Consider the following 12100-nt stretch of genomic DNA (forward strand, 5'->3'; position numbering starts at 1 on the left):
TCTCGCCTTGTGTCAGGGGACGTTGACGAACGCCAGGGTCGCCTCGCCGTCGCAGCGGCCCGACTCGGCGTCCCGGTAGCGGAAGGTGGTCTCGGCGTGCAGGAACGGGCTGCCGCCGGCCGGGGTCCGCCGGGTGACGGAACGGAACTCCAACTCCCCGGAGAACGCACGGGGATTGACCGGGCGTCTGAAGTTGGACGAGAAACGGGCTATGAGGATGTCCGGCAGCTGGCGCTCGAAGAAGTCGTCCAGCGTCCATGATTCGAACCCCGCGCCCAGCCCTTCCCGCACCGACTTGGCGACGAGGTAATACATCATCTGGTTGTAGCAGATGTTCACCTCGACGGAATTCAGATGGCCGGTGTCGTCGATGTAGCACGACTCGGGAATCTCGAACTCGCAGCGGGCGGAGGCCCGTCCGTCGATTTCCGTCACGACTGCCGAACGCAGGTACCTGCAGTGCTTCTTGTAGGGCGTCAGCACCTGGGCCAGCAGGGCTTCGTCCGTCATGCCGTCCTGATCCCGTCCCCGATCCCGTCGTGCAGCCTGCGTTCGTCGTGGACGGTGACGCGGTAGGAGACGGTCGGCTCGGGCGTGGTCGTGTGCCGGGCGCGGTGGATCAGGCTGCGGTTGTCCCAGAGAAGCAGGTCACCCCGCTCGAAGCTCTGCAGGTGGATGCCGTCGTGCTCGAACGTCTCGTCGAGCTGTCCGGTGGCGTCGAAGAGTCGCTTGAGCAGTTCCTCGTCGAGCCGATTGCCGTCCTGGTCCTCGATGCCGACGGTGAAGCCCTCACTGATGTAGAGGACCGTCTCGCCGGTCACGGGGTGGGTGAAGGTGGTGGGCTGGACGACGGCCGGTGTTTTCCGCTCGACCTCGTCGATGATCTCGGAGAGGGGCCGGTAGACGTCGTGCGGCCGGATTTTGAAGTACTTGCGCACCGAGTGCCTGCATTGTGTTCCGGCGATTTCCCACTTCAGTTCCTCCGGCAGTTCCCTGTACGCCCGGCCCATGTCGATGAAATACGTTCCGCGATTTTTCTCGGGAATGACCTGGGGGTATATCAGGGTGATTCCGAAGGGGTCCGGCATGAACTGGTAGTCGGCGTGCCAGAATTTACCCGTCTTCGGTACGCCGATCTGCTTGCCGTCCTTCGGGACGTTGGAGGAGACGAACACCTCCGGGACCTCCGGGTGCTGGTACATCGGCTCGTAGTAGGTCTCGGGCCTCCCCAGCCGCCTGCCCAGTGCCAGGAACTCCCGAGGGGAGAGGTGCTGCCCCTTCAGGACGGCGATCTTCTTCGTGTAGACGGTGTTCTTGAGCGCGACGATGTCGGCGTCCGAGGCGGTCGTGTAGTCGAAGCCCTCGACGTCGGCGCCGATCGCGCCGCCGGGCTGTTCGTCGATCTCCATACCGGTGCTTCCTTCCGTGGTCGGGCAGGGACAGGCGGGGTCAGGCAGGGTCAGACCGTGGCTCGGCGGGCGTCGATGAGTCCGACGACGTCGCCCAGGGTGAGGTCGGGTTCGAGTTCTTCGTCGCCGACGGTCACGCCGAGGTCGCGCTCGATACGGATGCTGATCTCCACCGTCGTCAGCGAGTCGACGTCGAGTTCTCCGAGGGTCACGCCGGGGCGGATCCGGTCGGCCGGGGCGTCGTGCAACTTCTTGAGAAGGCCGACGAGTTGCTCATAGGTGGTGCTCATGACGTCGTCCGTTCCAGTCGGGGAAGGGTGGGCCAGGTAAGGAGGCAGGAGCCCCAGGTGAGGCCGCCGCCGAAGGCGGTGAGCAGGAGCCGGTCACCCGGCCGGACGGCCTGCCGTACGGCCGCGTCGGCGAGGGCGAGCGGGATGGACGCGGCGCCCGTGTTGCCGACGGACTCGACGTGGGCCGCGCACCGCTCGCGCGGCAGCCCGAGATCGTCGGCGACCGAGTGCAGGATCCGCAGATTGGCCTGGTGCGGTACGAAGAGGTCGACGTCGTCGGTCTTCCGGCCGGCCCGGTCCAGGGTGGCCCGAGCCGACTGCGCCATGCGGGTCACCGCGTGCCGGTAGACCTCCTTGCCGCGCATCGCGAAGTGCCGTTCCTCTCGGCCGGGTTCACCCGGCCGGGAGCGTTGGCGGGAGCCGCCGGCCGCGACCGTGATCAGGTCCTCGTGGGCACCGTCGCTGCCCAGGTCGAAGTGGCCGACCGCGCCGGGCTCGTCGGCATGTCCGGCGCGCAGGACGACGGCTCCGGCACCGTCGCCGAAGACGATCGCGTTGGCCCGGTCGAGTGGGTCCACGATCGTGGAGTAGGTGTCCGCCCCGACAAGCAGGACCCGTTCGGCCACACCGGCCGCGATCAGTCCGGCGGCCGAGGCGAGTCCGTAGACGAACCCGGTGCACACCGCGCCGATGTCGAAGGCGGCCACCCCGGCCAGGCCCAGGCGTGCGGCGACCGTGGGCGCGGTGGCCGGGCAGGGGCGGTCCGGGGTCGTCGTGGCCACGATGACCGCGTCGACACGGTCCGTCCCGGCGGAGGCGAGGGCCCGGCGGCCGGCTTCGACAGCGAGGTCGGAGGTCGCCTGCCCGGGGTCGATGACGTGCCGCTGCCGGATCCCCGTGCGGCTACGGATCCAGGCGTCGTCGGTGTCGAGCCGCCGCGCGAGGTGCGCGTTGGTCACCACCCGGGACGGCACCCAGCCGGCCAGCCCGCACAGAACGGCGGCGGCCGGCGCCGAGGAACCGGTGGCAGCAGGAAACATGGAGCACTCCAGGCACGGGAAAAGTGGCGACACAAGAAGAGGAAGGGAACGTGGAAAGGGCGACTTAGGGGCTCGTGGTCCCGCGCCGCATGAGCATCGCGAGCGCGAGCGCACCGCAGCCGATGCCGAGCGCGATGGCGAACACGGCCGTGCGGACGCCGTCGAGCAGCCCGGCCCCGGATGCGCTCTGTCCCACTCCCCCGGCGAGCGCGACCAGGACGGCGAGTCCCACGGCGCCGCCCACCTGAAGGGTGGTCGACGCCAGGCCGGAGGCCACACCCTGGTCACCCGGCGCGACCCCGGCGGACGCGGCGATCCACATCCCCGTCCACGCGGCGCCCTGACCGAGACCCAACAGCACGATCCCCGGCAGGAGTTTCGGATACGAGCCGTCCGAAGTGAGCGCCAGCCCGAGCGCCGCCGCTCCGGCGGCCCCCAGTGTCATCCCGCCCACCAGCATGCGGCGCATACCGAAGGCGGCGACGGCCCGTTCCCCGGCCTGCGTGCCCACGGCCACCACGACGGCCGGCACGAGGAAGGCGAGCCCGGTCGCGACCGAGCTGTAGCCGTGGACCGTCTGGAAGTACAGGGTGAGGAAGTACGGCACCGAGCTGAACGTGGCGCTGAACAGCGTGGTCACTCCCATCGCCGCCAGCAGGCCCCGGTGCGCGAACATCCGTGCCGGTACGAGCGGTTCGTGCGAACGCCGTTCCACGACGGCGAACAGTGTCAGGAGCCCGGCCGAGAGCGCCGCGCTGATGAGGGCCGTGGGGGTGGTCCAGCCCTCCGCCGGGGCCTGCACCAGCAGATACACCAGGAGGGTGATCCCGCCCGTGGCGGTGAGCGCGCCCAGAACGTCGAAGCGCCGGGTACGGTCCCGTGGTCCGTCCGCCGGGAAGAGCAGCCATCCGGCCACCGCGAGCACCGCGGCGATCGGCACGTTGACGAAGAACACCGACGTCCAGCCGAACGCCTCCACCAGCACCCCGCCCAGCAGGGACCCGAAGCAGAGTCCGCCGGCCCCCGCCGCACCCCACACCGCCAGGGCCCGGTTCCGGGCGGGTCCCTCCTCGTACAGGGTGTTGATCAGCGACAGCGTCGCCGGGAACAGCAGCGATCCGCCGATGCCCTGGACCGCCCGCACGGCGACCAGTACACCGGGCGTCTCCGACAACCCGCCCACCAGCGACGATCCCGCGTAGAGCAGCGCGGCGAGGACGAACATCCGGCGCCGGCCCAGCAGGTCGGCGGCCCGGCCGCCCAGCAGCAGGAAGCCTCCCGTGGAGACGACGTAGGCGCTGACCACCCACTGCAGGTCGTGGTCTGAGAAGCCGAGCCCGGCGCCGATGTCCGGCAGGGCAACGTACACGATGTTGTAGTCGAGCGAGATGACGAGTTGCCCCAACGCCAGAACCAAAAGAGACACAATCGGTCACCCCCTCGCGATCACGGTTTCGGGATTCCCGGCCGAGCGAATTCCCGAAAGGCCGTTCGTTTTGCGTCACCGTAGCAGCAGAAATCTCGCTTGTGAATGCGGGAGTTCACGTCCGGAATAACCCGCTGAATAATTTGCCGAGGCAGCACTTCGAGCCGACAGTCATCGGCTGCCGGGAATGACACACCTACGGTGCCGGATAAAGCCGGAGTTTATCGCGGGCTCAATACGGGACCTTTGTTTTCCTGAATTCCTGCGGATCAGTCCTTCAGTCCTCCCCCATGAGCAGGCGGATCTCGGTCATGAGGGCGACCAGTGCCCGGCGCTCCGGAAGGGTCGTCTCCGGATGCCAGAGGTCGATGAGCAGGCAGGTTCGCGGGCGGGTGCCCTCGTTACGCGCCTCATGCTCGAAGGAGTAGTCGAAGAGCAGGCACTTGCCCTCCTCCCAGGACCGCGTCTCTCCGGCGACCGTGATACCGCATCCGTCGGGGATGTCCACGGCGAGATGAAGGTTGATGCTGAAGTTCCACAGGTCGCAGTGGGGGTCGATGGCGGCGCCCGGCAACAGGGTGGAGAAATGGCATTCCAGGAGGGGACAGATCTTCTCCGTTTCGACGACGGCTTCTTTCAGCAACCGGTAGACGGTCGGAACCAGAGCGGCCGACTCCGTGACAAGACCTCCCCCGCGAAAGAGGTAGAGGGCCTGCCAGTTCTCCTGGCGCGTCAGATAGTGCTCGTAGTCCGAGAACGCCTCCCGGCGCCCCGCCCAGGCGGCTTCCAGCTCTTCTTTGATCGACTGATGAGCGCCTTCGAGCGCACTCACGACCGGGACGATCTCGTCATAGGCGTAGGGATCGTGCCAGGGAGTCGCGGACAGCCCCGGCATGACCCACTTCGCCGCCTTCTGCGACGGATGCCGTTCGCCGCCGCCGCCCGGCTCCAGCATCTGCTCGACCCTGGTGAGCGACTCCGTACCGAACTCGGCCCTGATCGCGGCGAACGCGTTCTCTATCTCCGGTGTCACTCGGCTCTCAACTCCGTGGGGTGGCGGTCAGGCGGGTGACGAGCCGCCCTGTCGGACCAGTAGTCGGCCGGGGGCGGGCCCGAGTTCCCGGCTTCCTCGAATTCCCTGCGGAAATTGGCCCGTTCGGCAGACACCGGGAACCAGACCGACCCGTGCCCCGACCACTCACACATGGAGCAGAGAAGTGTGACGCGCGTGCCGCGCCGGACGCGGAACACCCGGTTCGCCGACGCCTTGTGGGCCGTGGCGCCGCCGTTGGGTGCCGCCGCCGGTGCGCTGGTCCTGCTGGCGGGCTACACCGCGACCGGCGCGGCAGGCGAGCCACCACCCGGGATCGAGGTCGTCGACGCGCGCATAGTCGCCGTACCCGCGGGCTCCGGCGCCACCCGCGCGTACTTCGAGATCCGCAACACCGGCCAGTCGAAGGACACCCTGCTGTACGCGGACTCACCGGACCTGGGCGTCAGCATCCTGCGCCGCACGGTGATCCGTGCCGGCGCCGAACGCACGTACTCCGTACGGTCCGTTGAGGTTCCAGCGGGCGGCACGGTGCGTATGGCGCCGGGCGGGGTCGTGGTCGGGATCCTGGATCCGCCCGCCCTGAAGGCCGGCCGACGCGTGCCCTACGTCCTGTGGTTCGAGCAGAGCGGGAAGGTCGCCGTCCGGGCGACCGTGGTCGAGGCGGCGCCCTTGAGGTGAGCCTCGGTGACCGGGGCCGGAGCCGGGAAAGGGCGCCGGTGCCCTCCGCCCCCGTGGGCACCGGCGCCCCTCCTGTCACGCGGCGACGGCAGCCGGGCTCTGGTCCGCCTCGGCCGCCTCGGCCTCGTCGAGCAGCTCGACGAGCGTCGCGCGGGCGCGTGCCACCCGGGAGCGGATCGTCCCGACCGGGCAGCCCCCGGCGACGGCGGCGTCCTCGTAGGGCAGCCCCACCAACTGGGTGAGGACGAACGCCTCGCGGCGCTCGACGGGCAGCGCGTCCAGCAGGTCGAGCAGGGCCACGCCGTCGTCGAAGCCGGGCAGGCCCATGGGCTGGGCACGCTCGGCCCAGCTCGTCCAGTCGTCCACGTCCGCCCGTCGCGGCCGGGTGGCGGCGTACCGCAGGTTGTCGATGACCGTGCGGCGCGCGATGGACAGCAGCCAGGTGCGTGCCGACGAGCGGCCCTCGAACCGGTGCAGGCCGCCGAGCGCCCGCAGGAACGTGTCCTGGGCGAGATCGGCGGCCAGTTGGCGGTCGCCGGAGAGGTACGTGACGTAGCGGACGACGTCCGAGTACAGGGCCCGCACGAAACGGTCGACGGCGTCGGGATCGCCGGCACGGGCGGCGAGGGCATGGACAGTGGCCGGGTCGTCGGGCGTCGCCGTCGTGACGGGCCGACCGGACGCCGTGCGCCCCGCGTCGAGCTTCCTGGACGACAGGGGCGACAAGCGGAGGACAGGAGTGATCACCTGATGTCCTTCTCGGGTGGTCCGGGACCGGTCCGCATGGCGGCGACACCCGCGAGCGTGCGCTGGGCACGCCGGGCGTGTGCTCCACCACTGCGGAGGGTCCCGGGACGGGAGGGGGAAGGGGCGTACGACGTGCACGCCCCGCGCCCGAGGCCGCGTAACCGCGTATCCGAGGCACCGACAGACGCGGCACCGGCGGGACGGCTTCGGGGAGCCTGCTGTCTCAGATGACAGCGGTCCCGGCCGGAGGCCCCCGAGAGATGATCGTGTGCGTGAGCGTCAGCCGCGGGATCCGCTCGGCACGCTCACGGGTCGGCCGCAGACGGGGCCGGCGCGGGGGAACGGGCAGGGCGAGAAGGGGCAGCCGCAGCGGAGCGGCCAGCCATCCGGCGACGGCCCGCAGGAGCCTGAAGGCGGCCCGCTCGCCGTACGCCAGCCACAGCCCGGTCAGCAGTGCGGCCAGCGTGTGGGCGGCGAGCATGCCCAGCGACGACATACCGCCGGAGCCCTGAGCCAGGTGTCCGAGGTGTTCGGCGTGCGTCGCGTGGCCCATGTGCGCGGAGTTCATCGGCATGGAGCCCATGTCCATGGCGTCCATGGGCATCGAACCGTCGGACATGCCACTCATGCCACTCGTGTCCCGCGCCGCGGCACCCGTGCCGGAACCCGATGTGGCCGCCCCACCCCACGAGAAGGCCGAGTGGAGTGCCCCCTGCACGACGACCACGACGGACACCACCAGCGGGAGCCCCCGCTCACGGCCCGCCAGGGTCCAGCCGACAGCGCTCGTGGCGGCGAAGCCGGCGGACAGCGTCCACCATGGCACGGTGGAGCCCGACATGAGTACGTGTCCGAGGGCAGCGAGCAGCACACAGACGGCCGCGAACACCGCGGCTCGTATCGTGCGCGCACCCCGCCCTGCAGTCATGACGGCCTCATCCTCGCATCCGGGCTCCGCTCGTCACAGGTGGGTACGCACGAGACCCGGGCCCCCAACTCACCCAGAAGGGAGTGATACAGAACACAGGGCTTCGCCGGAACCCGAAGAACAGTCCGAACGACTTCTACGGATGCGGACGAGCCGTCAGCTGCCGTCCTCGCCCGGCCGGACCACTACCGCCAGGGTCTTCACGGCCCCGCCGCGCTCGAAGTGCAGCGTGAACGAGACGAGGTCGCCCGGCTGCCAGCCGCCCTTCTTCACCGGCACTATCACGTCGAGGCCGTCCGGTGACATGGCGAGGCTTTCGCCGGCCGGCACGGCGACGGAGTCCACCGTCAGGTCCGAGGCCGTGTTGGAGCTGTTCATGACGTGCCGGCTCAGCACGGCCTCCCCCGCGCCCACCTCGGCGGACGTCACTCTCAGCAGACGGTCCGGCGCGCCCCCGCTGTTGGTGATCCGGAAGAAGGCCGCCGTGACCGGGGTGGCACCCGAGGGTGTGAACATCCTGCCGCCGGTGACCTCGATCCGGGCGGGACTGCCGGCGTTGCCGAAGACGGTCCACGTGCTCAGCCCGCCGAGCGCCAGCCCGCACACGGCGACGGGCGCGAGCACGGCCGACAGGGAATCGGTGAGCCGTCGGGAGGTCGGGCGCCACGGCCACTGTCCGGTCATCGGGCACGTCTCCGGGAAGCCGGTGAGGCCGGGGGCGCGGGCTGCCAGGCGCGCAGCCGCAGGCTGTTGGCGACGACCAGCACCGAGCTCGCCGACATGGCGGCGGCGGCCAGCATCGGGTTGAGCAGGCCGACCATGGCGAGCGGGACGGTGACGACGTTGTAGCCGAAGGCCCAGACGAGGTTCACACGGATGGTGCCCAGCGTGCGCCGGGCCAGCAGCACCGCGTCCGCGAGGCCCTCGATGTCACCGCGGACGAGGGTCACGTCGGCGGCGCCGATGGCCACGTCCGTGCCGCTGCCCATGGCGATCCCGAGGTCGGCACCCGCGAGCGCGGCGGCGTCGTTCACGCCGTCACCGACGACCGCGACCCGGTAGCCCTGCTCCTTCAACTCCCGTACGAGGTCGGCTTTTCCCTCGGGTGTGCAGCGGGCGTGCACCTCCTCGATGCCGAGCGCCTCGGCGACGGCACGGGCAGGTGCCTCGCGGTCACCGGTGGCCAGCACGGGCCGTACGCCGAGCCGCCGCAGGCGGTCCACCGCGCGGTAACTGCCGGGCCGTACGACGTCACCGATCTCGATCAGCGCTTCGACGGTACCGTCCACCCGGACCGTCACGGCCGTACGGGCGGCGGACTCGGCTCCCGCCAGGGCCTGCGCGAGCACGGCGGGCAGGTCGTCGTCGGGCGACAGGACCTCGACCAGCCGCCCCTCGACCAGCCCCCGCACGCCTCGCCCCGGCAGCGCCCCGAACTCGCTCACGTCCGGCAGCCGCCGCCCGCCCGACTCCCGGCGCGCGTGGGCGGAGACGGCCCGGCCGAGCGGATGTTCCGAGCCCTGCTCCACGGCCCCCGCCAACCGCAGTACCGCGTCGCTCCCGAGCCCGTCCGGCAGGGCGGTGACCTTGGCGACGGTCATACGGCCGGATGTCAGAGTGCCGGTCTTGTCGAGGACGACCACGTCGAGATGCTGAAGCCCCTCCAGCGCCTGCGGCCCGGTGACCAGCACGCCGAGCTGGGCACCCCGGCCGGCGGCGGCCAGCAGCGCGGTCGGCGTCGCGAGCCCGAGGGCGCACGGACAGGCCACGACCAGTACCGCCACACACGCGGTGATCGCCGCCTGCGGATCGGCTCCGGCGCCCAGCCAGAACCCGAGCGCGGTGACGGCCAGCGCCAGCACCATCGGCACGAAAACCCCGGCGACGGAGTCGGCCAGCCGCTGCGCCCGCGCCTTCCCCGCCCGCGCCTCGGTCACCAGCCGGGTGATCCGGGCCAGCTGGGTGTCCGCACCGACCGCTGTGGCCCGTACGAGGAGCAGCCCGCCGGCGTTGACGGCCCCGCCGACCATGGCCGAACCGGGCCCGACCTCTACGGGCTCGCTCTCACCGGTGACCAGAGACAGGTCCACGGCCGAACTGCCCCCGGTGACCTGCCCGTCGGTGGCGACCCGCTCGCCCGGCCGCACGACGAAAACCTGCCCGGCCCTCAACTCCTCGATGGGGATGAGCCGTTCGGAGCCGTCGTCCTCCCGGACGGACACCTCCTTGGCCGCGAGGCGGGCCAGCGACCGCAGCGCCTCGCCGGTCCCGTGCCGCGCCCGTGCCTCCAGGAACCGCCCGGCGAGCACGAACAGCGTTACGCCGACAGCCGCTTCGAGGTAGAGGTGCGCGGCCCCGTCCGAGGCGGTGGGCACGAGGGTGAACGGCATCCGCATCCAGGGGTCGCCTGCCCCGCCGAGGAACAGCGCGTACGACGACCACGCGAAGGACGCCACCACACCCAGCGACACCAGGGTGTCCATGGTGGCCGCCGAGTGCCGCAGCCCCCGGACGGCCCGTACGTGGAAGGGCCAGGCACTCCACACGGCGACGGGCGCGGCGAGCACGAAGCACAGCCACTGCCAGTTCCGGAACTGCAGTGCGGGCGCCATCGACAGTACGAGCACAGGGACGGACAGCAGGGCGGTGACGACCAGACGGTGCCGTTCCTGCCGAGCGCCCTCGGACTCGTCGCCGTCGTCATCGACGGCGGGCTCCCGTTTGCCGGGCGGCTCGGGCAAAGCGGCCGTGTATCCGGCCTTCTCCACAGTAGCGACGAGTTCGTCCGGACCGATGTCCGCCGGGTGACTCACGCGAGCCGTTCCGGTGGCGAGATTGACGGTCGCGGTGACCCCGTCCAGCTTGCCGAGCTTCTTCTCGACGCGGGTCACGCACGCGGCGCAGGTCATGCCGCCGACGGTCAGATCGGTCGTCAGCAGGACGGTCCCCGCAGTCCCCGGTTCGGCACCCATCAGCCGTGTCCCCCCTGCATGTCGTCCATACCCCCGGTGCCGCCTCCGCCGCCACCGCCACTACCGCCGTGCATGCCGGGTGCGACAGGGCCGGCGCCGGCGCCGACGGCGTAGGACACCGTGAAGATCAGGGCCAGCAGCAGCAGGAAGCCGAAGAGCGCGGGCGGGGGCGCCGCCCTCCGCACCACCGCACCCAGGCCGCTCGCGCTCGATGAGGATTGCCGGGACTCGTCCATCAACCGCGTCTCCAGGTCATGTCGTACGGCGTCGCTCGGAATCGCGCTGTACCGAAGCAGTAGTCGGAACGGGGCCGGACCGAGTTCCGGGGGCCTCGTGTGGCGCCGGTCACAGATGAGGTCGCGGGCATCTCGCACCGCGGACGCCCGGGAAGTGGGCCTAGGCTGTTGTCAGGACCCGACAAACAGGGGAAACAAGGGATCATGGCGATTGGGGAAAGGCCCGCGTCCGGACGGCCCCGGCCGTCGATGGCGGACGTCGCGCGGCACGCCGGTGTCGCGCCGCAGACGGTGTCGCGCGTGTCCAACGGCCACACCAACGTCGACCCCGCGACGAGGCAGCGGGTCGTGGAGTCGATGCGGGCACTCGGCTACCGGCCGAACGGAGCCGCACGCGCGCTCAGAAGCGGGCGGTTCAACACCATCGGTGTCATCACCTTCACGCTCAGGACGTACGGGAACACGCGCACGCTCGACGCCATCACCAGCGAGGCCGCGCGCGCCAAGTACGCCGTCACCCTCATCCCCGTGCCGGACCCGACCATGGGCAGGGTCTCCGGTGCCTACGACCGGCTCAGCGAGGCGGCCGTGGACGGGGTGATCCTCGTCTTCGAGGCGCGTTTCCTGGACGACGCGGAGTTCAGCCTCCCCCGGGGGTCCCGATGGTGGTCGTCGACTCCGACACCGGCCCGGGTTACACCGTGGTGGACACCGATCAGGCACAGGGCGCCCGGCAGGCGACGGAACACCTGCTGGAACTCGGCCACCGGCAGGTGTGGCACATCGCGGGCCCCCCGGCCTCGTTCTCCGCTGCCCACCGGGTCGAGTCCTGGCGGCGCACCCTGGAGGATGCCGGGATCGTGCCGCCCCCGGTGCTGTACGGCGACTGGACCACCCGATCCGGATACCGGCACGGGCTTGCCCTGGGGCGAAGGCCGGAGGTCACGGCGATCTTCGCCGCGAACGACCACATGGCGCTCGGTGTCATGCGTGCCCTGCACGAGCTCGGTCGCCGGATTCCCGATGACGTCAGCGTGGTGGGCTTCGACGACATGGAGGAGGCCCATGCCTTCTGGCCACCGCTGACCACCGTACGGCAGGACTTCGCCGCGGTCGGCCGGCTCAGCCTTCAGAAGCTGCTGGGCAAGATCGGACGCACCGGGCCCGATCTGATCGACAAGACCCTGGTCCCGACCCGGCTCGTGGTCCGCGCGAGCACGGAGGCGCCGCCGCCCTCGCCGGAAGGCGAAGCACGGCGGCGCTGATCCGTACGGGCCCCGCGAGGTGCTCGCAGGGCCCGTACGGATCGGATCGGATCGG

The 12100-nt window shown here is 70.7% G+C and carries 12 protein-coding genes and 1 pseudogene; 2 read left to right on the forward strand and 11 right to left on the reverse strand.

Features of this window, described 5'->3' with window-relative positions; genetic code table 11:
- Positions 1-12: 12 nt before the first annotated feature.
- The 6 genes from scoD to QA861_RS37735 all read right to left on the reverse strand — a co-directional run bounded on the left by scoD (position 13) and on the right by QA861_RS37735 (position 5198).
- Positions 13-510, reverse strand: coding sequence for a (2E)-enoyl-ACP glycyltransferase (gene scoD / locus QA861_RS37710; protein WP_334593269.1), 498 nt, complete (start codon positions 508-510; stop codon positions 13-15).
- Positions 507-1409, reverse strand: coding sequence for a (3R)-3-[(carboxymethyl)amino]fatty acid oxygenase/decarboxylase (scoE, locus tag QA861_RS37715; RefSeq protein WP_334593270.1), 903 nt, complete (start codon positions 1407-1409; stop codon positions 507-509). Before scoE ends, scoD begins: the two co-directional genes overlap by 4 nt.
- Positions 1410-1459: 50 nt before the next feature.
- The gene (locus tag QA861_RS37720) at positions 1460-1699 is read right to left on the reverse strand and encodes an acyl carrier protein (protein ID WP_334593271.1); all 240 of its coding nucleotides are present in this window, start codon (positions 1697-1699) and stop codon (positions 1460-1462) included.
- The gene (locus QA861_RS37725; RefSeq protein ID WP_334593272.1) at positions 1696-2739 is read right to left on the reverse strand and encodes a beta-ketoacyl-ACP synthase III; all 1044 of its coding nucleotides are present in this window, start codon (positions 2737-2739) and stop codon (positions 1696-1698) included. The genes QA861_RS37720 and QA861_RS37725 overlap by 4 nt, the downstream gene beginning before the upstream one ends.
- 64 nt (positions 2740-2803) lie before the next feature.
- A complete protein-coding gene (locus QA861_RS37730; protein ID WP_334593274.1) occupies positions 2804-4165 on the reverse strand; it encodes an MFS transporter in 1362 nt (453 codons plus the stop codon).
- Positions 4166-4442: 277 nt separating this feature from the next.
- Positions 4443-5198: an aspartyl/asparaginyl beta-hydroxylase domain-containing protein gene (locus tag QA861_RS37735; RefSeq protein WP_334593276.1), complete on the reverse strand. Its 756-nt coding sequence runs from the start codon at positions 5196-5198 to the stop codon at positions 4443-4445.
- Positions 5199-5369: 171 nt separating this feature from the next.
- Here QA861_RS37735 and QA861_RS37740 point away from each other — a divergent pair, with 171 nt between their 5' ends.
- Positions 5370-5897, forward strand: coding sequence for a copper chaperone PCu(A)C (locus tag QA861_RS37740; RefSeq protein WP_334593277.1), 528 nt, complete (start codon positions 5370-5372; stop codon positions 5895-5897).
- Between the two features lie 75 nt (positions 5898-5972).
- Here QA861_RS37740 and QA861_RS37745 read toward each other — a convergent pair whose 3' ends face one another.
- The 5 genes from QA861_RS37745 to QA861_RS37765 all read right to left on the reverse strand — a co-directional run bounded on the left by QA861_RS37745 (position 5973) and on the right by QA861_RS37765 (position 10780).
- On the reverse strand, positions 5973-6644 hold the full coding sequence (locus QA861_RS37745) for a sigma-70 family RNA polymerase sigma factor (protein ID WP_334593278.1): 672 nt from the start codon (positions 6642-6644) through the stop codon (positions 5973-5975).
- Between the two features lie 223 nt (positions 6645-6867).
- Positions 6868-7572: a hypothetical protein gene (locus QA861_RS37750; protein WP_334593279.1), complete on the reverse strand. Its 705-nt coding sequence runs from the start codon at positions 7570-7572 to the stop codon at positions 6868-6870.
- Positions 7573-7728: 156 nt separating this feature from the next.
- Entirely contained in the window at positions 7729-8256 is a 528-nt protein-coding gene (locus tag QA861_RS37755; protein WP_334593280.1) for a copper chaperone PCu(A)C, read from the reverse strand.
- Positions 8253-10544: a heavy metal translocating P-type ATPase gene (locus QA861_RS37760; RefSeq protein WP_334593281.1), complete on the reverse strand. Its 2292-nt coding sequence runs from the start codon at positions 10542-10544 to the stop codon at positions 8253-8255. The genes QA861_RS37755 and QA861_RS37760 overlap by 4 nt, the downstream gene beginning before the upstream one ends.
- Positions 10544-10780, reverse strand: a complete 237-nt coding sequence (locus QA861_RS37765; protein ID WP_334593282.1) for a hypothetical protein — start codon at positions 10778-10780, stop codon at positions 10544-10546. Before QA861_RS37765 ends, QA861_RS37760 begins: the two co-directional genes overlap by 1 nt.
- A 204-nt stretch (positions 10781-10984) precedes the next feature.
- On the opposite strand from QA861_RS37765, the pseudogene QA861_RS47300 reads away from it, so the two are divergent.
- Positions 10985-12045: pseudogene (locus QA861_RS47300) on the forward strand (LacI family DNA-binding transcriptional regulator).
- Positions 12046-12100: the final 55 nt, after the last annotated feature.

Origin of the sequence: Streptomyces sp. B21-083, from assembly GCF_036898825.1 — a bacterium.
In the GTDB taxonomy this organism is placed as follows: domain Bacteria; phylum Actinomycetota; class Actinomycetes; order Streptomycetales; family Streptomycetaceae; genus Streptomyces.

Excerpts from the sequence above, each read along its gene's own strand:
- QA861_RS37760 (WP_334593281.1), bottom strand. The coding sequence starts at position 10,544 with ATGGGTGCCGAACCGGGGACTGCGGGGACCGTCCTGCTGACGACCGAT.
- QA861_RS37755 (WP_334593280.1), bottom strand. The coding sequence starts at position 8,256 with ATGACCGGACAGTGGCCGTGGCGCCCGACCTCCCGACGGCTCACCGAT.
- scoE (WP_334593270.1), bottom strand. The coding sequence starts at position 1,409 with ATGGAGATCGACGAACAGCCCGGCGGCGCGATCGGCGCCGACGTCGAG.
- QA861_RS37720 (WP_334593271.1), bottom strand. The coding sequence starts at position 1,699 with ATGAGCACCACCTATGAGCAACTCGTCGGCCTTCTCAAGAAGTTGCAC.
- QA861_RS37765 (WP_334593282.1), bottom strand. The coding sequence starts at position 10,780 with ATGGACGAGTCCCGGCAATCCTCATCGAGCGCGAGCGGCCTGGGTGCG.
- QA861_RS37740 (WP_334593277.1), top strand. The coding sequence starts at position 5,370 with ATGGAGCAGAGAAGTGTGACGCGCGTGCCGCGCCGGACGCGGAACACC.
- QA861_RS37725 (WP_334593272.1), bottom strand. The coding sequence starts at position 2,739 with ATGTTTCCTGCTGCCACCGGTTCCTCGGCGCCGGCCGCCGCCGTTCTG.
- QA861_RS37750 (WP_334593279.1), bottom strand. The coding sequence starts at position 7,572 with ATGACTGCAGGGCGGGGTGCGCGCACGATACGAGCCGCGGTGTTCGCG.
- scoD (WP_334593269.1), bottom strand. The coding sequence starts at position 510 with ATGACGGACGAAGCCCTGCTGGCCCAGGTGCTGACGCCCTACAAGAAG.